The 18,577-nt window shown below is 73.4% G+C and carries 16 protein-coding genes; 7 read left to right on the top strand and 9 right to left on the bottom strand.

The window, feature by feature from the left end:
- Positions 1-122 precede the first annotated feature (122 nt).
- The 4 genes from ACIQZO_RS04305 to ACIQZO_RS04290 all read right to left on the bottom strand — a co-directional run bounded on the left by ACIQZO_RS04305 (position 123) and on the right by ACIQZO_RS04290 (position 5,345).
- A complete protein-coding gene (locus ACIQZO_RS04305) occupies positions 123-842 on the bottom strand; it encodes a hypothetical protein (RefSeq protein ID WP_403619858.1) in 720 nt (239 codons plus the stop codon).
- The gene (locus ACIQZO_RS04300) at positions 839-3,097 is read right to left on the bottom strand and encodes an MMPL family transporter (RefSeq protein ID WP_403619855.1); all 2,259 of its coding nucleotides are present in this window, start codon (positions 3,095-3,097) and stop codon (positions 839-841) included. Before ACIQZO_RS04300 ends, ACIQZO_RS04305 begins: the two co-directional genes overlap by 4 nt.
- Before the next feature lie 98 nt (positions 3,098-3,195).
- Positions 3,196-4,662, bottom strand: coding sequence for a histidine kinase dimerization/phospho-acceptor domain-containing protein (locus tag ACIQZO_RS04295; protein ID WP_403619852.1), 1,467 nt, complete (start codon positions 4,660-4,662; stop codon positions 3,196-3,198).
- Positions 4,659-5,345 carry a response regulator transcription factor gene (locus ACIQZO_RS04290; RefSeq protein ID WP_403619849.1) on the bottom strand — a complete coding sequence of 229 codons (687 nt, stop codon included), beginning with the start codon at positions 5,343-5,345 and terminating at the stop codon, positions 4,659-4,661. Before ACIQZO_RS04290 ends, ACIQZO_RS04295 begins: the two co-directional genes overlap by 4 nt.
- Before the next feature lie 215 nt (positions 5,346-5,560).
- On the opposite strand from ACIQZO_RS04290, the gene ACIQZO_RS04285 reads away from it, so the two are divergent.
- The 7 genes from ACIQZO_RS04285 to ACIQZO_RS04255 all read left to right on the top strand — a co-directional run bounded on the left by ACIQZO_RS04285 (position 5,561) and on the right by ACIQZO_RS04255 (position 14,285).
- Positions 5,561-6,421 (top strand): ABC transporter ATP-binding protein, encoded by an 861-nt coding sequence (locus tag ACIQZO_RS04285; protein WP_403619846.1) that lies wholly within the window; start codon positions 5,561-5,563, stop codon positions 6,419-6,421.
- Entirely contained in the window at positions 6,418-7,395 is a 978-nt protein-coding gene (locus tag ACIQZO_RS04280; protein WP_403619844.1) for an iron-siderophore ABC transporter substrate-binding protein, read from the top strand. The genes ACIQZO_RS04285 and ACIQZO_RS04280 overlap by 4 nt, the downstream gene beginning before the upstream one ends.
- A gap of 4 nt (positions 7,396-7,399) precedes the next feature.
- A complete protein-coding gene (locus tag ACIQZO_RS04275; RefSeq protein ID WP_403619841.1) occupies positions 7,400-9,466 on the top strand; it encodes an iron ABC transporter permease in 2,067 nt (688 codons plus the stop codon).
- A 485-nt stretch (positions 9,467-9,951) separates the two neighbouring features.
- Positions 9,952-10,440, top strand: a complete 489-nt coding sequence (locus ACIQZO_RS04270) for a S1 RNA-binding domain-containing protein (protein WP_403619838.1) — start codon at positions 9,952-9,954, stop codon at positions 10,438-10,440.
- A 173-nt stretch (positions 10,441-10,613) separates the two neighbouring features.
- Entirely contained in the window at positions 10,614-13,289 is a 2,676-nt protein-coding gene (locus ACIQZO_RS04265; protein WP_403620874.1) for a LuxR C-terminal-related transcriptional regulator, read from the top strand.
- Between the two features lie 166 nt (positions 13,290-13,455).
- The gene (locus ACIQZO_RS04260; RefSeq protein WP_403619835.1) at positions 13,456-13,653 is read left to right on the top strand and encodes a hypothetical protein; all 198 of its coding nucleotides are present in this window, start codon (positions 13,456-13,458) and stop codon (positions 13,651-13,653) included.
- A 170-nt stretch (positions 13,654-13,823) separates the two neighbouring features.
- Positions 13,824-14,285 (top strand): hypothetical protein, encoded by a 462-nt coding sequence (locus tag ACIQZO_RS04255; protein ID WP_403619832.1) that lies wholly within the window; start codon positions 13,824-13,826, stop codon positions 14,283-14,285.
- A 63-nt stretch (positions 14,286-14,348) separates the two neighbouring features.
- Here the strand turns inward: ACIQZO_RS04255 and ACIQZO_RS04250 are convergent, their stop codons facing one another.
- The 5 genes from ACIQZO_RS04250 to ACIQZO_RS04230 form a co-directional block, all read right to left on the bottom strand.
- On the bottom strand, positions 14,349-14,930 hold the full coding sequence (locus ACIQZO_RS04250; RefSeq protein ID WP_403619829.1) for a GNAT family N-acetyltransferase: 582 nt from the start codon (positions 14,928-14,930) through the stop codon (positions 14,349-14,351).
- Between the two features lie 324 nt (positions 14,931-15,254).
- Positions 15,255-16,139: an NUDIX domain-containing protein gene (locus tag ACIQZO_RS04245; RefSeq protein WP_403619827.1), complete on the bottom strand. Its 885-nt coding sequence runs from the start codon at positions 16,137-16,139 to the stop codon at positions 15,255-15,257.
- Positions 16,140-16,317: 178 nt separating this feature from the next.
- Positions 16,318-17,721, bottom strand: coding sequence for an FAD-binding oxidoreductase (locus ACIQZO_RS04240; RefSeq protein ID WP_403619824.1), 1,404 nt, complete (start codon positions 17,719-17,721; stop codon positions 16,318-16,320).
- Positions 17,718-18,041 (bottom strand): hypothetical protein, encoded by a 324-nt coding sequence (locus tag ACIQZO_RS04235; protein ID WP_403619821.1) that lies wholly within the window; start codon positions 18,039-18,041, stop codon positions 17,718-17,720. Before ACIQZO_RS04235 ends, ACIQZO_RS04240 begins: the two co-directional genes overlap by 4 nt.
- On the bottom strand, positions 18,038-18,415 hold the full coding sequence (locus ACIQZO_RS04230; protein ID WP_403619818.1) for a cupin domain-containing protein: 378 nt from the start codon (positions 18,413-18,415) through the stop codon (positions 18,038-18,040). The genes ACIQZO_RS04235 and ACIQZO_RS04230 overlap by 4 nt, the downstream gene beginning before the upstream one ends.
- Positions 18,416-18,577: the final 162 nt, after the last annotated feature.

Below are 18,577 nucleotides of genomic sequence, written 5' to 3'. Positions count from 1 at the left end.
AACCGTACCCGCCGGCAACCGGGGCCGGGCGCGCGGTCTTTGGAACCCCCTGACCATACGAAGGGATCCGGCCACCGGGCGGGTACGGAACGTTCCGGGCGAATGCGGTCGACCGGGCGGCGTCAGCGGCCGGAGAGGGCGCCGGGCCCGCCCGTCAGGGCGATGTGCAGGCCGTCCGACCGGACTTCGGTGGAGGTCGCGGCGAGCCCGAGCGGGTACTCCTTCGGCGCGCCCGCCTGCGGTCCGAGGCCGCCTTCGCCGATCCCGAGCCGGTCCGTGGGGACGGAGCGGCCGAACAGGGTGAGTCCGTCGACGGCGAGGGTGACCTTGCCGTCGGCGAGTACGGGACGCAGCGCGAGGCGTCCGACGCCGCCCGGGCCGACCTCCGCGAGGACCGTGCCCTTCGCCGGGTCGGTGGTGACCGGGCCCACCGCCACGGACGGTACGGCGTCGCGGATCGCGGCGGCGAGGGACCGCGTCGAGACCGTCACCTGCACCCGGGAGCCGCCGACGGTGGTCGTGCCGCCGAGGCGGACATCGTCCAGCCGGGCCCTGACGCTGACCTGGGAGAGCCTCCCGACCCGGGCGTCGTCGCTGCTGATGTCCAGTCGGGGGATGCTCTCGTGCGCCAGGTCCCACAGGGCCCACCCGCCGGCGACGCCGACCGCCACGTCGTCGCCGAGGCCCGGAGCCGCCTTCACGACGCGGCTCTGGATGACGCCGCGGACCGCGTACTCGGCCGTGCCGGTGGCGATGACGGCCAGCAGGAGCACGGTTGCCGTGATCGTGAGGACGAGATGCCGCCGCAGGGCCGCCCGCGTCCTCCTCAGGGGGCGCTTCATCGCCCCTCCCCTCGGGCCGGTGCGAGACCGGACACGGGATCCGACGCGCCGTCGGACATGGACAGCGGGTCCGGTCCGGGGGCGGCGGGCCCTTCCGGGTCGAGGTGCGGAAGCAGCCGGTCCAGCCAGCCGGGGAGCCACCAGTTGGCACGTCCGAAGAGGTACATGGTCGCGGGCACGAGCAGCAGGCGCACCACGGTGGCGTCGATGATGACGCTGATGCCGAGGCCCAGTGCGAGCATCTTGACGGCGACGTTCGTGGAGAGCAGGAACGCGAGGAAGACACTGGTCATGATCAGTGCCGCGCAGGTGATGACGCGGGCGGTGGCGGCGAGGCCGGTGGCGACGGCCAAGTGGTTGTCCTCGTACTGCAGCCAGGTCTCGCGGATCCGGGAGAGCAGGAAGACCTCGTAGTCCATGGAGAGTCCGAAGACGATCGCGAACATCATCATCGGTACGTAGGACTCGACGGGCACCTTCTCGGTGACGCCGAACAGCGCACCTCCCCAGCCCCATTGGAAGACGGCGACGACCACGCCGTAGGCGGCGGCGATGGAGACGAGGTTGAGCACGGCGGCCTTGAGCGCCACCAGCGGGCTGCGGAAGACGGTGAGCAGCAGCAGGAACGCGGCGGCGACCACCACGGCGATGACCAGGGGCAGTTTGGCCGTGAGGGTGTCGGTGAAGGTCTGCGCGGCGGCGGTCGTGCCCGTGACGTAGCCGGTGGCTCCGGTGCCCGCCAGAGCCCGCGGCAGCGTTTCGTCCCGCACCGTGTGGATCAGGTCGGCGGTGGCCTCGTCCTGCGGGCCGGTGGCGGGTATGACGGTGGTGATGAGCAGGGCGTGGTCGGGGCTGGAAACCGGGGGAGTGACGGAGGCGACGCCGGGTACGGCGGCCAGGTCCTTGCGGAGCGAGCCGGCGAGGTCCTGGCGCAGGCTCTCGTTCGCGACCCGGCTGCTGTCGAGGTGGGTGACGACGGTGAGCGGGCCGTTGGCGCCGGGTCCGAAGGCCTCGGTGACCAGGTCATAGGCACGGCGGTCGGTCCTGCTGGTGGACTGGGCCCCGGCATCGACGTGGCCCAGCTGCATGGACGCGACCGGGACGGCGAGCACGCCGAGCACGAGCAGACCGCCGACCAGGAAGAACCACGGGCGCCGGCTGACCCGGACGGCCCAGCGGTGCCAGACGTCGGCCTCGCCGGTGGGTTCGGCGACCGGCTTGCGGACGTGGAGGCGGTCGATCCGCCGGCCGAGCAGTCCCAGCAGGGCGGGCGTCAGGGTCACCGACGCGGCGGCGGCCACGACGACACTGAGTCCGGCGGCGACGCCGAGGGCGCCGATGAAGCCCACGCCTGAGGCGCAGAGTCCGCCCAGGGCCATGGCGACCGTGGCGGCGGCGACCAGCACGGCGCGGCCGCTGGTGGCGACGGTACGGCCGACCGCCTCGGCGGGTTCCGTTCCGGCGTGCAGCAGGGCCCGGTAGCGGGTGGCCAGGAAGAGCGCGTAGTCGATGCCGACACCGAGGCCCACCATGGCGGCCAGCGTCGGCGCGGCCTGCGCGAAGCTGAACTGCCCGGCGAGCAGCCCGATTCCGGCGAGGCTGACGGACAGGCCGATTACCGCCGTCAGCAGCGGCAGGCCGGTGGCGGCGACGCTGCCGAATCCGATCAGCAGCACGAGCACGGCGACGGCCAGGCCGATGGCCTCGGAGGCCCGGTCGGCGGACTTGGGCGTGGCCAGCTCCCCGAGCGGGGCCCCGTACTCCACGGTGAGGTCGTCGGCGCGCAGCGGCTCGACGGCCGCGTCGACCTCGGCGAGGTAGGAGGGTTCGAAACCCGCCGGGTTGCCGTCGAAGCGGACGGTCACCTGGGCGGTCCGCCCGTCCGCGGAGACCGCGCCGGGGGTGGCGAACGGGTCGGCGACGGACAGCACGTCCGGCAGCCGACCCAGATCGGCGACGGTGGCGTCGACGACCGCCCGGTGGTCGGTGACCGCCCCCTCGTCGGACGTGATCACGAGGGCGGAGGCCGTGCCGGCCGACCCGGTGGTGTGGGCCGACAGCAGGTCGGCACCGGTCTGGGTGTTGGTACCGGGCAGCGAGAAGCTGTCCGAGAAGGTGCCGCCCCACGTGTGGTTGGCCAGCCCGAGGCCGACCAGTGCCAGGACCCACAGTGCGACGACCCGCCAGGCGTGGCGGGCGCACCAGCGTCCGCTCCGGTGGAGGAGCCCCGGCTCCTCGGCCGATTCAGTGTTCATGGGGCCACTGTGGTCGGTGTGTGTAAGAGGGGCGTGGGCGCATTGTTCGGGGAATGTACGGGCGCGGTCGCCCGGGGCGGGACGCCGGCCGTACCGCCTCAGCCCGGGGCGGGAGGCCGGCCCGCGTCACGGTCCGGGGCGGGAGGCAGGCCCGCGTCACGGTCCGGGGCCGGCGCCGACGGGAGGCTGACGGTGAAGCAGGCGCCGCCCTCCGGACCGTGCCCCTCGACGCGGAGGGCGGCGCCGAGCCGGCCCGTCAGGCGGTGGGCGATGGCCAGCCCCAGGCCGCTGCCGACCGGGCGGGTGCCGCGGTAGCGCTCGTGCAGGGCGCCGTGGTCGAAGGCGATCCGTACGTCGTCGTCGGTGAGGCCCGGCCCGCCGTCGCGGACCTGGAGCGCGGCCCCGCCGCCCGCGGCGGCCGCTCGGACGGCGAGGACCAGGGGTGCGCCCTCGGGCGTGACCCGTAGCGCGTTCTGCACCAGGCCGTCGATCAGCTGCCGGACCCGGAAGGCGTCCGTGGCGACGACGACGGGCCCGTCGGGCCGCTCCAGCCGGAGGTCCACACCGTGGCGTGCGCACAGGCCGGTCCAGAACGCGGCCGCCTCGGAGAGCACCGCGACCAGGTCGGCCGGGGCCACGTCGAGGCGGAAGTCGTCGGCCTCCAGCCGGGCCAGGTCCAGCAGGTCCCCGAGGAACCGGTCCAGGCGCCGGGTCTCGTCGGCCAGGATGCCGCCCACCTCAGGCACCCGCTCAGGCTCGATCAGCCCGTCGGCGAGTGCCTCGGCGTAACCCTGGAGCGCGGTCAGGGGGGTCCGCAGGTCGTGGGAGACGGACAGCAGGAACTCGCGCTGCCGGTTCTCGCTGCGGGCCAGCGCCGCGTCCAGGACGTTGAGGGCGCGTCCGATGTCCGCGGTCTCCCGGGGGCCGTCGACCGGCGCCGGTACGCCCCGTTCGCCGTCGGCGAGCCGGTGCGCGATCTGCGCGGCCGTCACGAGCGGACGGGCGATCCGGCGGGCCAGGAGCGCGCCGGCCAGGGCCGCGCCGAGCATGCCGAAGACCAGCGGCGCGATCACGTTGCGGCGGATCTGGTTCGTGTTCTCGGTGACCACCGAGTACGGCTCGGTCAGTACGACGGCGCCGCCGCGTACGCCGGGCTGCCCGACCAGCAGGACCTCCCGGCCGCCCAGGATGCCGGTGGTGGAGACCGGCTTCCCCGCGAGCAGGGCCGCTTTGGACGCCCTGTCGACGGCTGGGCTGGCGGTTCCGCTCACGGCGCCGTCCGGGGCGAGGACCGCGAGCTGCACCCCGTTCGGCCCGGCCAGCACCTGGGCGCCGTTGAAGAGGGCTTCGGACAGGACCGGCAGGCGGCTGAGGACCGTTGCCTGACGGGTCAGTTGGTCGCGCTCGCGCTGCTCCGCGCCGTGCGCTGCGGTCTGCCAGGCGATCAGCCCGGTCAGGGCCACCGCGAGCGCGGCGACCACGGTGGTCAGTACGACGATCTTGCGTGCGAGGGAGCCGCTGCGCGGGCCCGCACCGGTGAGGGGTCCGGGTCGGGGGTCGTTCACGGGCCGGGGGCCGTCGCGCTGTACCCGACGCCGCGGACCGTGCGGATCGGGCTCGCCCCGCCGAGCTTGGCGCGCAGCTGCGAGACGAAGACGTCGACCATGCGGGTGTCGCGGTAGCCGGCGTACCCCCATACCTGGGCGAGCAGTTGCTCGCGGGTGAAGACCTGCCCCTCGTGCCGCAGGAGGTGGGCGAGCAGGTTGAACTCGGTGGCGGTGAGTTCGACCGGCTCGCCGTCGCGGCGCACGGTGCGGCTGACGGGGTCCACAGTGAGCCGGCCGGTCATCGCGGGCGGCGGACCGGGCGGGCCCGCCGCCCGGCGCAGTACGGCCTTGACCCGGGCGACCAGTTCGCGTGGGGAGAAGGGCTTGGTGAGGTAGTCGTCGGCGCCGAGTTCGAGCCCGAGGATCCGGTCGGCCTCCTCGCCCCGCGCGGTGACCAGCAGGACCGGTGTCCAGTCGCCGGCGTCCCGCAGGGCGCGGCAGAAGGCGATCCCGTCCATACCGGGCAGGCCGACGTCCAGGACGATCGCCACCGGGTGCATGCGGCGCGCGGCCGCGAGACCGGCGTTGCCGTCGGCCTCGACGTGGACGCCGAAGCCGTCCCGTGCCAAGTAGAGTCGCTGCACGTCGGAGATGTGGCGCTCGTCCTCGACGATCAGCACGAGGCCTTGGGACCGGGTCATCACTGCCTCTCACACGCGGTTGGCAGCACCGATGCTAACCGCGCCGAGCGGCCGTTCCGGTGGGCGCGCCGCCATCCGTACATGACCCGAACAATGTGCCGACCGCGCTCGGGCCGCAGAGATTTGTCCGAAGTGCGACTTTGGCTGGTTTCGCTCTTGCGATCGCTTGCTCGAAAATGCTTGCCATGTTCTGAGGGTAGGCTAACCTAACCACCGTGCAAGCAGCTGAAGAGACCTCCGCGGACACCCGTTCCCACGGTCATGAACTCTCCGTCCGGGGCGTCACCGTGGCGTACGACGGCGTAGACGTCGTCCACGACGCCTCCATGACGCTCCGACCCGGCGAAGTGACCGTCCTGGTGGGGCCGAACGGCAGCGGCAAGTCCACCGTGCTGCGCACCGTCGCCCGGCTGCAGCGGCCCCGTACCGGCACCCTCGTCATCGACGGGGACGCCGACGGCTTCTCGCTGAGCCCCCGTGAGTTCTCGCGCCGTGTCGCCCTCCTGACACAGGGACGCCCCACACCGAGCGGGCTGACGGTACGGGACCTCGTCGAATTCGGCCGGTACCCCTACCACGGACGCTGGGGCAGGGACGATCCGGGCGGCCGGGCCGCGGTGGACCGCGCGCTCGCCCTCACGGGCGTCGAGGAACTCGCCGAACGCGGTGCCGAGCACCTGTCCGGCGGACAGCTCCAGCGCGTCTGGCTGGCCGGCTGCCTCGCCCAGGAGACGGGCGTGCTCCTCCTCGACGAACCGACGACCTACCTCGACCTGCGCTACCAGGTCGAACTCCTCGACCTCATGCGCGATCTGGCGGACGACCACGGCATCGCCGTGGGCGCCGTCCTGCACGACCTCGACCAGGCCGCCGCCGTGGCCGACCGGATCGTCCTGCTCCACAGCGGACGGGTCATCGCCGACGGCGCGCCCGAAGAGGTACTGACGCCCGAGCGGCTGACCGACACATACGGCATCCGCATCGACGTCGAAACCGACCCCCTCACGGGCCAGTTGCGCACCCGCGCGATAGGCCGCCACCACTTGCGTACCGAAAGGCTCAGTACCACCTCATGAGACGACTCCTCATCACCGCGGCGGCCGCCACCGCCGCGGCCCTCGCCCTGACCGCCTGCGGGACCACCGAGCCCGTCGCCGACGACGCGAAGAAGACCGCCGAGCCCATCACCCTCACCGACGCCTCGGGCGCGAAGGTGGAGCTCGCCGGCCCCGCCAAGAAGGTCGTCGGGACCGAGTGGAACGTCGTCGAGAGCCTCATCTCGCTGGGTGTCGAGCCGGTCGGCGTCGCCGACGTCAAGGGCTACCAGACCTGGAACACCGCCGTCCCGCTCAAGGGCGAGGCCAAGGACATCGGCACGCGCGGCGAGCCCAGCATGGACACCATCGCCTCGCTGAAGCCCGACCTCGTCATCGCCACCTCCGACCTGCCGCCGGCCGCCCTCCAGCAGCTGCGCAAGGTCGCCCCGGTCCTCGAGGTGCGCCCCGGCGACGCCGCCGACCCGATCGGTCAGATGACCAAGAACCTGGACCTCATCGCCCGGGCCACCGGCACCACGGCGCAGGCCGACAAGCTCAAGCAGGGCTTCCAGGTCAAGCTGGAGCAGGGCAGGAAGGCGCTCTCCGACGCGGGCAAGACCGGCGCCCCGTACGCCTTCGCGGACGGCTACGTCGTCTCCAACCAGGTCTCGATCCGCCCGTACACCAGCGGTTCGCTCATCGGCGGGGTCAACGAGAAGCTCGGCCTGAAGAACGCCTGGACCGTTCCGGGTGACGAGGCCTACGGCCTGGCCACCAGCGACGTCGAGGGCCTCACCAAGCTCGGTGACGTGGAGTTCGCCTACATCGGCAACGACGGCGACAAGGACAGCAACCCGTTCGCCGGTGTCCTCGCGCAGGACAAGGTGTGGACCTCCCTGCCGTTCGTGCAGAAGGGCAACGTGAACCGCCTGCCCGACGGCATCTGGATGTTCGGCGGAACCGAGTCGATGAACAAGTACATCGACTCCGTCGTCGCCACCCTGACGAAGTAGCACCATGGCCGTCACCGCAACCACCGCCGCCACCCGTCCTTCGTCCCTCACGTCCCGGACGGGCGCGGCCGCGGTGACGGCCGTACTCGTCCTCCTCGTCACCGCCCTCGCGGCCGTGGACATCACCCAGGGCACCGCCTCCGTCGGCGTGCCCGAGGTGTGGCGGGCCCTCACCGGCCGGGCCGAACCGGGCGACGCGTCCGTCGTCATCGCCTCCCGGCTGCCGCGGATGGCCGCCGGACTGTTCGTCGGCGCCGTCCTCGGCATGGCGGGCGCCGCCCTCCAGGCGGTCAGCCGCAACGTCCTGGCCTCGCCCGACACCCTCGCCGTCAACGCCGGTTCCTACTTCGGCCTCGGCATCCTCGCCGTCTCCGGGATCTCGCTCCCGTTGCTGGCCTCCTCCGGCGTCGCCTTCGTCGGCGGTCTCGCCGCGGCGGCCGTCGTCCTCGGCCTTTCCGGCCTCGGCGCCGGCACCGTCCGGCTCGTCCTCGCGGGCAGCGCCCTCACCCTCGGACTCTCCGCCGTCACCGAGGGCCTGCTCCTGCTGTTCCCCCAGCAGACCGAGGGCCTCTTCCGGTGGAACCAGGGCAGCATCGCCCAGCACGGTTTCGGCGGTCTCCTGCAGATGGCGCCGATCGGCCTCGTGGGCCTGGTCGGACTGCTCCTCCTCGCCCGCCGCGTCGACGCCCTGGCCCTCGGCGACGACGCGGCCCGCGGCCTCGGCGTTCCCGTCCGCTCCACCCGGGTCACCGCGGTCGTGCTCGCCGCCCTGCTCTCCACGGCCGCCGTCACGCTCGCCGGCCCCGTCGGTTTCGTCGGCATGTGCGCCCCCGCCCTCGTCCGTCCGTTCGCCCGCCGCTTCCGCGGGTTCACCAGGAACCGGGCGAGCCTGCCGCTCGCAGGGCTCACCGGTGCGGCGCTGGTCCTCGGCTCCGACGTCCTGCTGCGGTCCCTCGTACGCTCGGACGTCGCGGTCGCCGTGCCCACCGGAGTCGTCACCAGCCTCGTCGGCGCCGTCTTCCTGATCGTCATGGCCATCCGGGTCAAGGACACCGCCGGCGCCACCGCCGTCGACCGCCTGCACATCAGGAGCCGGGTCGTCTTCCTCACCACCACGGCCGTCCTGGTGGCCGTACTCGTCGGCGTGGTCCTCGCCGCCCTGCTGCTGGGAGACACCAAGCTGCTCCTCGGCGACGTGATGAACTGGGCGCAGGGCAGGGCCGGACGGACGATCACCTTCGTCCTCGACACCCGCGTACCGCGCATCCTCGCCGCCCTCCTCGCCGGCGCGGCACTCGCCCTGGCCGGCACCCTGGTCCAGGCCGTGACCCGCAATCCGCTCGCCGAACCGGGCGTCCTCGGCGTCTCCGGCGGCGCGGCGCTGGGCGCCGTCCTCCTCGTGACGACGGTGCCGCCGGCCGGATCCTGGAGCGTGGCCGGCGCCGCGTTCGCGGGCGCCGCACTCAGCTCCGTCATCGTCTTCGGGCTCGCCGCCCGCGGCGGGTTCCAGCAGAACCGGCTGGTCCTCGTCGGGTTCGGCGTGGCGACCGCGGCGGCGGCGCTGGTCAGCCTCCTGATCATCCTCACCGACCCGTTCAACGCGACGAAGGCGCTCACCTGGCTGTCCGGCTCCACCTACGGCCGGACCCTGCCCGACGTGGTGCCCCTCGCGATCGTCCTCGTCGTCGGCCTGGTCGTCGCGGTCGCCCGGCGCACCGAACTCGACCTCGTGTCGCTCGACGAGGACACCCCGCGGCTGCTCGGACTGAGCCTGGGCCGTGGCCGCTTCGGCTTCCTCCTGCTCGGCGTTCTGCTCAGCGCCGCCGCCGTGGCCGCGGCCGGCACGATCGGATTCGTGGGACTCGTGGCCCCGCACGCGGCGCGGGCCCTGGTGGGCCGCCGGCACACCCGGGTGGTTCCGGTCGCGGTGCTGCTCGGCGCCGTCCTCGTCTGCACCGCGGACCTGGTGGGCCGCACCGTGATCGCACCGGCCCAGCTCGGCGCGGGCCTCATGACCGCGGTCATCGGCACGCCGTACTTCCTCCACCTGCTGGTACGCAGCCGCCGCTAGCGCGGCGGGGGACCGCCGAGGGGCCGGGTGGGGCGCGCACAGCCGCGCGCCGTACCCCGCCCCTGGGATCGACCGCGGGGACGACCTCTACATCGGAGGTCCGCGGCCGTACGCCGAGGCCGCGGCGCACGCCCGCCGATCCGTTCTGACCGTCGAAACCGTCGAACGCTCCCCGTACGACCCGGCCCTCGACGAGACGGACCCCCAGGCACCCGCCGACGGAGCCTTCTGGACCGAGCTCCACCGCCTGGTCGCCGAGCGCGGCGGGGTCCTGGTCGAGGAGCGCTACGTCGCCGGCGCCCACCACTGGCACCGGCTCACCACCACCGCCGGGATCACCCGCGCCCGGGCCCGGCTGACGCCGCGCGCCCGGCTGGCGGTGTGGCCGGACCTGAGCGACGACATCGAGGCGGGCGCGCTGGCGCACCAACCGGACCCCGGCCGACGAGCGGCGGACCCTGCTCGGCTCGGTGCGGATCGGGGACGTGGTGACCGGCACCGTCGTGAGCGGCCTGGACGACGTCGGCGTCCATGTGGACCTGGACGTGGACCTGGACGTGGACCTGCACGTGGACGGGAAGCGGGGGCGGCCCCTGGGCTTCCTGCGCGTCCCCGAGATGTCCTGGGAGCACTTCGACGACCTGGACCGGGTCGCCCCGATCGGCCGCCGGATCCGCGCCGAGGTACTCGACGTCGACCTGGAGCGGGAGCGCGTCAGCCTGTCCGTCAAGGCGCTGCACCCGGACCCCTGGCGCCCGTTCGCCGACACCCACCGGATCGGCTACAGCCTGCCCGGCGTCATCACCCGGATCATTGCGTTCGGGGTGTTCGTACGCCTCGCACCGGGCGTCGAGGGCATGGTCCACACGAGCGAGCTGCCCGACAGGACGTTCGAGAGCGGGGACGAGGTGCGTGCCACCCTGCTCGACGTGGACCTGCGGCGGCGCCGCATCAGCCTCGCGCTGGACGGTTGAGCGGCCTGCTGAGTGGCCTGCTGAGCAGCCCGCGGAGCGGCCCGCCGGGCGCCCGTACCTCCCCCGGAGCGGGTGACACGAGTGGTGATCACCACCGATCACCGGTTCAGTGGGGGCGTGGACCGATCATCACAGTCCGTACTCCCGCGTGAGCGTGCAGCCCGGTGACCTCCATGGACCACCGGGCACCCACCGGTGACCCCATGCTCACGGCCAGGTTCACACCCCCCGCCGTACCCGAGCTGCTGGTCCACCGGCCCGAGCTGCTCGAGCGCCTGACAGCCGGGGTGCGCGGGCCGCTCACCCTCATCAACGGACCGGCCGGATCGGGCAAGACCGTGCTCACCGCCCACTGGGCGGCCGACCGCCGCGCGCCGCGTCCCCCCATGTGGCTCACCGTCGAACCCGAGGACGCCCCCGGAGCCTTCTGGGCGTACGTCCTGGAGGCCCTGCACCGCGGCGGGGTGGGCCTGCCCGCCGAGGTCGGCAGGCCCACCCGGGCGGAAGGGGTCACCACGTCGTTCCTGGTGCGCCTGGCGGAGGGGCTGGCCGCGTCCCCGCGGCCCGCGGTCCTCGTGCTCGACCAGTTCGACACCGCCCAGCCGCCCGCCACGGCCGAGGGACTGGACTTCGTACTGCGCCACGCGGCCGGGGGCCTGCGCATCGTGCTCACCAGCCGATCGGACCCCCTGCTGCCCCTGCACCGCTACCGGGCGGCGGGCGAGGTCGCGGAGATCCGGCACGCCGACCTCAGGTTCACCCAGGAGGACGCCGAGGCGCTGCTGAACGAGCACCGGCTGGACATCTCGCCGGACGGGATCCGACGGCTGATGGAGCGTACGGAGGGCTGGGCGGCCGGGGTACGCCTGTGCGCGCTGGCGATGCAGCGCAGCGCCGACCCGGAGGCGTTCCTGCGCCAGTTCGCCGCCGACCGCACCACGATCGCCGGCTACCTCCTCACCGAGGTGCTCGACGCCCAGCCTCCGCCCACCCGGGACCTGCTGCTGCGGGTCTGCGTCACGGACCGCGTCCACCCGGACCTCGCGGACGCGCTGACCGGCCGGGACGACGGCGCGCGGACCCTTGCCGGGCTGGCCCGCGACAACGCGTTCCTGGAGCAGATCGACGCCTCGGCCTGGTACCGGCTGCACCCGCTGTTCGCCGAGGTCCTGCGCGCGCACCTGCGCGAGCGCTGCCCAGGTCTGGAACCCCGGCTGCACGGCCGTGCAGCCCGCTGGCTCGCCGGGACCGGGCGGCTCACGGAGGCCGTGCTGCAGGGCGCGGCCGCCGGGGATTGGCCGTTCGCGGCCGCGCAGCTGGTCGACCACCTGGCCCTCGGCCGCCTCTTCACCGGCCTGGACGCGGACCGGCTGGGCCGGGCGTTCGCCGGGATGCCGGTCGGGACGGCGGCCGCGGGGGCGGCGGGGGCGGCGGGGTCGTCAGGGGCGGCGCCCGCGCTGGTCGCGGCGGCCCGCCGCTTGGCCGCACAGGACCTTCCCGGATGTGAGGCCGCACTGCGGCAGGCGGACGCCGCCCTCACGGACTCCAGTGGTTCGCAGGCGCTCCTGGGCCGCGCCTTCCTCGGCGCACTCGCCGGGCGCGCGGCCGGGGACCTGGCGGCCACCGAGCGGGCCGCTGCCGACGTCGACCGGCTGCGGAGGGAGCTGCCGCCGCCCCTGCTCGCCGAGCGGCCCGAACTCGAAGCCCTGTGGCGGGCGCACCTGGGCGCCGCGGAACTCGGCGCCGGACACCTGGACCGGGCCGAGGCCGCGCTCGCCGCCGCCGTCGCCGCGTGCGGGCCACCCGGAGCGGAGCACCCCGCAACGGAGTACCCGCTCTGCGACGCCCTCGGCTCACTGGCCCTGGTCGAACTGCTGCGCGGCCGGTTGAGGCGGGCCGCCGAACACGCCCGCGCCTGCCTCGCCGTCGCCGAGCGGTCCGCCCTTCCGGCCGAGCGCCGGACCGCGGTCGCCCACCTGGTCCTGGCGGGCGTGGCCGCCGAGCAGGACGACCTGCCGGCCGCACGCGGCCACCTCGTCCTGGCGGCCGAGGCGAACGGCCTGCGCCCGGACCCCGCGACCGCAGCCCGGTCCGCCGTCATCGCCGCCCGGATCGCGGTCGCGGAGGGCGAGGCGGACGCGGCGCTCGCCGCGCTGCGCGCGGTGGACCCGGCCCGGCTGTCCCCCTGGGCGCTGGACGCGCTGGCCGTGGCCGAGTCGGCCGTCCATCTGGCCCGCGGGGACGCCGAGGCGGCCCTCCAAGTCCTGGACGCTTCGGCCGCGGACCGGCCGGAGCACGCGGTGGCCCGGGCACGCGCCCTCCTGGCCCTGGGCCGCGGAGCGTGCGCATCCCAAGCCCTGGCGGGCGTACCGCAGGACGACGGCGCCGCCACGCCGGTACGGGCCCACGCGTGCCTGCTCCGCGCGCAGCTCGCCGAGGCGGCCGGCGACTTCGAGGAGGCGCACCGGCGGCTGGGGGAGGCTCTGGCGCTCGCCCGCCCCGAGGAGCTGCGCCGGATGTTCGTCGAGAGCGGTCCCTCGGTGCGCCGGATCCTGGACCGGGACCCGCCGCCTGCCCGCCTGCACGGCTGGCTGACCCCCCGCACCCCGGTCCGCACCGGGCGCGCGCACCAGGACGGCGGGCAACCGCCGGTGGTGGAAGCGCTGAGCGCGCGCGAGGTCGAGGTGCTGCGCAAGGCCGCGGAGCTGCTGTCCACCGAGGAGATCGCGGCCGAGCTGTTCGTATCGGCCAACACGGTCAAGACCCACCTGAAGAGCATCTACCGCAAGCTCTGCGTCACCCGGCGCAGCGACGCGGTCCACCGGGCGCAGGACCTCGGGATGCTCTGAGCCGCGCCGAAGGGGCGGGGGTGCTGGGGACCGCTCTTTCGCCCGTACCGGGCGATGCCAGACGTCCGCCGGGGACCCACGATGGCGGGAGAAGGCCGGGAGCGGGCCGGGCCCCCTCCGCAGCCCCAGCACCCGATGCCTTCGTTCCGAGAGGAGTGAGGGCCTCATGCGCTACGAATTCCGTATCTCGGGGATCGTGCCGGACACGCTCGCCGCGCGCTTTCCCGAGCTCGACCGGATCCCCGTACCGGAGCAGACGCTCCTGTTCGGCAGCGTGGCGGACGAGGCCCATCTGTACGGGCTCCTCACCCGCTTCCAGTCCCTGGGGCTGCGCGTGCTCGAAATGCGCCGGCTGCCGGCCTGAGGCGCGGGGCCGGAGCGGGAGCCCGAGACGGCGACGGGCGAACCACCCGCTTCGGGTGATCACAGGGACCGGGCCCCCGGACGACACTGCGATGTGGGCGCCGAAGCCTGTCACCGACGAGCCGGAGCAGGACGGTCCTGCGCTGTACCGCCAACTGTGAGGTGAATTCCATGGGCCAGCCGACACCGACCGGGGGAAACTGGAACACCGGCCCTGCGCCGGGCAACACGCCGATGTTCTCGGGCGACGACGGCCAGGGCACGGGGAACGTGGGCACGATGTTCGCCGCGGTCCTCCTCCTGGTGGTCGGATGCCTCTCGATATTCCAGGGCATCGCCGCCATCGCCAAGGACGACGTCTACGCCCGCATCGGAAGCTACGTCTTCGAATTCGACCTGACGGCGTGGGGATGGATCCACCTCATCGTCGGAATCGTCGTCGTCCTCACCGGCGTGGGCCTCTTCGCCGGCTCGAACGTGGCCAGGGGAGCGGGCATCGCCCTCGCCGCCATCAGCGTGATCCTCAACTTCATGTGGCTGCCGTACCAGCCCTGGTGGTCGATCATCATCATCGCGATCGACGTGTTCATCATCTGGGCACTGTGCACGAGCTGGACGCACACCACCGAGTGACGCGAGGCCCCGGAGGTACCCGACCCGACGACGGGTCGGGTACCTCCGCGTTCCGGAACGAGCCTAGGCCTGGACCAGCGCGTGCAGATGCTCGTCGTGCCAGCCGTCGGCGTGCAGCAGGGCACTGCGCATGGTGCCTTCGAACGCGTACCCGGCCTTCTCCGCCACGCGGCAGGAGGCCGTGTTGGTCACCGCGTGGCACAACCGCAGGCGGTGCAGGCCGAGATCGTCGAGTGCCCAGCGGCCGACGCGCTCCGTCGCCGCTACGGCGACGCCCGCGCCGCGGGCCGCGGGCAGCAGCCAGTAGACGATCTCGGCACTGCCTCTCGCGAGATCGATGTCGCCCCAGCCGGTCAGCCCCGCCGCCTCGCCGCCCGGCCGGGCGATGGCCCACATCGCGCTGAGCTCGGCCCGCCACCGCTGGTGCATCCGCTCGATCCGCTCGGCCGCTTCCTCCGCGGAGTTCAGGAACAGGCGGTTCCACTGGCGGACGGCCGGGTCCCGGCTCGCGGCCAGCAGGGCGTCGGCATCGCTGATCCGCCAGGGGCGCAGCTCCCAGCCGCCGGGCAGCGCGAGTACGGGCTGCTCCAACGCGGCCAGGCGGCCTGCGGGGACGACGGGCGGTATGGGCGCGTCAGTGATCATCACGGAATCCTGCCACAGCCGCCGAACGCAGCGGCGCTGAGCGTGCACCGGGAAGGAGGCCTGGTGGGCGAGCGCCCGTCGGCCCCGCCGCCGATGCGCGCGAGCAGATCGTCGAGCGCGAGGTACTCCACCCAGTGCTCCCCGCCGGTGGCCCGCGCGCAGTTGGGCGGGACGCGGCGGTGCGCCGAGGGACGTGAGGAGATCCACCACCGGTGACGGGAGCGGCCGCAGCGGTGGATCGGCGGGGGCGTGCAGGGCCCTGGACAGAGCGGCTGAGGGGGTCACCGGTGCAGACTACCGACGTGAGGTGACCGAGCTCCGGGGTCAGGACCAGCCCAGCTCCGTGTAGCGGCGGCCGGCGCGGATGCCCTCGATCGCCGCCCCGGCGTACGGCACGATCGGCGACGGCAGTGCGTCCGTCGGCCACCAGGCCCAGCTGAGGCACTTGTCCGGCTCGCGGACCTCCTCGGTCCCCTCCCATCGGTGCGCGCGGAAGACCAGTTGCATGCGCGGCCGGGAGCCCGGGGGATCGACCACGTGCACGGTGTGCACGAGTTCGAGGTCCGCCGCACGGATCCGCAGGCCGGCCTCCTCCCGCGCCTCGCGGATCAGGCAGGAGATCGCGGACTCCCGCTCGCAGTGCCCCGCGAGGAAGTGGTGGTGCGAGGCACCGAAGGGGGAGTCGGGATGCCGAAGCCCGAGGAGTACGCGGCCCTCGCGTTCCAGGTAGAGGTGGGCCCCGATGACGTTGGGGCAGGCCCGGCCGCCGGCCACCGCGGCGGGGGCCGATGACCGGGCCTGGTGCAGGTCGATGACCTGCTGCGTCCACGGGCACATCGTCAGGTACGCGGTCGTCGCCGCGTCGAACCAGCGGAGCATGATCCCTTCACCGAGCGGCAGGGCGTCGGCGTCGCCGTCCCAGGCGCCGAGGTAGACCTGGATCCGCCCCTGGTCCAGGCCGTCGGGGCTGGTGCAGTCGACCACGGTGAACGGCTCCAGCGGAACCGTCAGGCCCGTCTCCTCCTTCAGCTCCCGCACGATCGCCTCGTGCGCGGTCTCGTTCTCCTCACGGCCGCCGCCCGGGACGCTCCACGTCCCGGGGTCGCAGATCTCCGGTTTGTTCGCGTCGCGCAGGTGCAGCAGGTACTGGCCGCGCGGGTTGACCAGCAGAGCGGCGGTGCCGTTCGGTTCGGCGGAAGTGGTGGACATGGGCGGGCTCCCCCTCGTCGCGTCCTGCGGATGGGCACATCACGCGTATGCATGCCCAAAGAACCGCGGTCCGCGCGGCCTTGACGGTCGGGGCGCGGATTCGACCGGACCGCCTGACCTGACCTGACCTGACCTGACCTGACCTGACCTGACCTGAGCGTACGTACATCCCTACGCCTCAGGTTCCGATGGCCTGCCCGAAGGTGAAGAAGCCGTCCGGGTCCACCCGTTGCTTGATCTCGACGAGCCGCCGATAGTTGGCGCCGTAGTACGCCGTGCGCCAGTCCGGCAGGTCCGGGTCGATGAAGTTCTGGTACGCCCCCTCGCCCACGTACGGCGCCATCGCCTCCCGCAGCCCCGCCAACCAGCGGAGATTCGCCTCCACGGCGTCCGCGCCGTCCTGCTCGGACCAGGAGGTGTCCATGCTGACCAGGCTCAGCGCGTCCCGGTGGACGAACGCGGTGTCGCCCGGCGCCACCCGGTTGATCGCCCCGCCCCACGTGTACAGGGCCAGGCCGCAGCCGTCCGGATTGCCGCTGCCGGGCCTGCGTGCGAGCAGGTCGAGGACGGTGGCGAGGGCCTCGGCGGGCAACGGCTCGGTGGCGAAGTGGGTGCGTACCGCGAACGCCCCGGCGGAGGTCTCGTGCAGCAGGTAGTCCTTCGCCTCCCAGAAGGTGCGGTCGGCGATGTCCTCGCGCACCGGGCGGGTGGCCGCGAGGGCCGGGGCGAGCAGCTCACGCAGCTCGCTCGCCGGGCCCAGGTGCAGACCGACGGCCGACACCGCGGCCCCGGTTCCGTCGGCGGCGCTGACACCGAGCCGGAGGGAGAGTGCATCCGGTGCCTTGCGCGCGATCTCCTGCATCACGGTGAACACCTCGGGCGCGTCCGCCCCCTCCCACAGCAGCAGGCAGGTGGAGACGTCGGACACCGGGCTCGCCCGGAAGGTGAAGGACAGGTTGATGCCGAAGTTGCCGCCGCCGCCCCCGCGGCAGGCCCAGTACAGGTCGGGGTTCTCCCGGTCGTCGCACGTCAGCAGTCGACCGTCGGCGGTCAGCAGCGTGGTGCGCACGAGTGCGTCCGCCGTGAGCCCGAGCGTGCGCGAGGTGGAGGAGGAGCCCCCGCCGAGGGTGAGGCCGGCGATGCCGACGGACGCGCCGTTGCCCAGCGCGAAAGCCATCTCGTGGGGCTGGATCGCTGCGTACACGTCGGACATCCGCGCCCCGCCCGCGGCGGTGACCAGGCCGGTGGAGCCGTCGGCGGTCACGGTGTTCAACGCGCTGAGGTCGAGGACCAGTCCGCTGCCCGCCGAGTAGCCGGCGTAGCTGTGTCCGCCGCCGCGCGCGACGAGGCCGATGCCGCTCTCGCGTGCCCACGCGACGGCGCTGCGCACATCGGCGGTCTTCGACACCGACAGCACGCCGCTCGGAGCGGTGGCCGCGAACCGCTTGTTGAACGGGGCGCAGGCCGCGTGGAAGCCGGAGTCGCCGGGGCGTAGCACACGGCCCGTCACGGCCCGCTCCAGTCGCCGCCAGTCGGATGCGGAGGGGCCGCGCGTCGCGCTCGGGCGGCCGCCGCCGCTCATCGGACCTCCTCGATGTAGGAGATCCCGGTCGCGGCGTGCGGGCCGTAGCGCTCCCACTTCTCACGCAGTCGCAGGCGGCCGTCCTCGGCCACCTCGGGGGTGTTGACCGTGCGTCCGCAGACCACTTCGCCGGTCGCGAAGACGAGGGTGTAGCCCATGGAGAGGGTGCCGTCCGGCTCGCAGGTGCCCACCGTCCAGCCGCGGCGCACCTCGCCGCCGACGACCTCGCCCCACACCAGGTCGCCCTGCTGGTGGTAGACGGCGACGGTCCGGATGTCGCCCTCGGGTTTGCGGAACTTCCGCCCGTCGTAGTTGATCACGGGGCCGACTCCGGCTGCCGGGCGAGGAACTCTGCCGACATGTCGGGGCCCCACCAGATCGCGTAGTAGGAGAAGTCCGCATCGTGCTTGTTGACGATGTGGTGCTCGACCCCGCCCCTCATCAGCGCGATGTCCCCGGCGGCGAGTTCGTGGCGCCGGTCCTTGCAGACCACCTCGGCCCGGCCGGACATGACGATGAACATCTCGCGTTCGTGATGGGCGTGGGCATCCGTCACGTCGCCGGGGCGCAGGACGCACCACGCCCCGCGGAAAGGGGTGTCAGGGGTGTCCAGTCCGGGCCACGGATGGAGCAGTTTCAGATCCAGTCCGTGGTCCCGAACCAGGTTTTCCGGCTCATTTCTCCGAATGGTCACGTCGGATTGTTGCTGGTCGGTCAACGTCCCACTCCGATCGACGTCCCTCATTTTCACGGCGGCGCGTGACGTCGTTCAGGCTAGAAGCCGGGGACTCCCGTCCGACAGGGGAATTGTTCCCTTGTCGAAAGGGAATTGGGGGTACGGTGGCGACGGCTGATC

The organism is Streptomyces sp. NPDC097617 (genome assembly GCF_044761485.1).
Classification (GTDB): Bacteria; Actinomycetota; Actinomycetes; order Streptomycetales; family Streptomycetaceae; genus Streptomyces.
Note: the sequence above shows the minus strand (reverse complement) of the source record. Positions and strands in the feature narration are given on the sequence as shown.

Excerpts from the sequence above, each read along its gene's own strand:
- ACIQZO_RS04305 (WP_403619858.1), bottom strand. The coding sequence starts at position 842 with ATGAAGCGCCCCCTGAGGAGGACGCGGGCGGCCCTGCGGCGGCATCTC.
- ACIQZO_RS04300 (WP_403619855.1), bottom strand. The coding sequence starts at position 3,097 with ATGAACACTGAATCGGCCGAGGAGCCGGGGCTCCTCCACCGGAGCGGA.
- ACIQZO_RS04290 (WP_403619849.1), bottom strand. The coding sequence starts at position 5,345 with ATGACCCGGTCCCAAGGCCTCGTGCTGATCGTCGAGGACGAGCGCCAC.
- ACIQZO_RS04280 (WP_403619844.1), top strand. The coding sequence starts at position 6,418 with ATGAGACGACTCCTCATCACCGCGGCGGCCGCCACCGCCGCGGCCCTC.
- ACIQZO_RS04275 (WP_403619841.1), top strand. The coding sequence starts at position 7,400 with ATGGCCGTCACCGCAACCACCGCCGCCACCCGTCCTTCGTCCCTCACG.
- ACIQZO_RS04265 (WP_403620874.1), top strand. The coding sequence starts at position 10,614 with ATGGACCACCGGGCACCCACCGGTGACCCCATGCTCACGGCCAGGTTC.
- ACIQZO_RS04260 (WP_403619835.1), top strand. The coding sequence starts at position 13,456 with ATGCGCTACGAATTCCGTATCTCGGGGATCGTGCCGGACACGCTCGCC.
- ACIQZO_RS04255 (WP_403619832.1), top strand. The coding sequence starts at position 13,824 with ATGGGCCAGCCGACACCGACCGGGGGAAACTGGAACACCGGCCCTGCG.
- ACIQZO_RS04250 (WP_403619829.1), bottom strand. The coding sequence starts at position 14,930 with ATGATCACTGACGCGCCCATACCGCCCGTCGTCCCCGCAGGCCGCCTG.
- ACIQZO_RS04245 (WP_403619827.1), bottom strand. The coding sequence starts at position 16,139 with ATGTCCACCACTTCCGCCGAACCGAACGGCACCGCCGCTCTGCTGGTC.
- ACIQZO_RS04240 (WP_403619824.1), bottom strand. The coding sequence starts at position 17,721 with ATGAGCGGCGGCGGCCGCCCGAGCGCGACGCGCGGCCCCTCCGCATCC.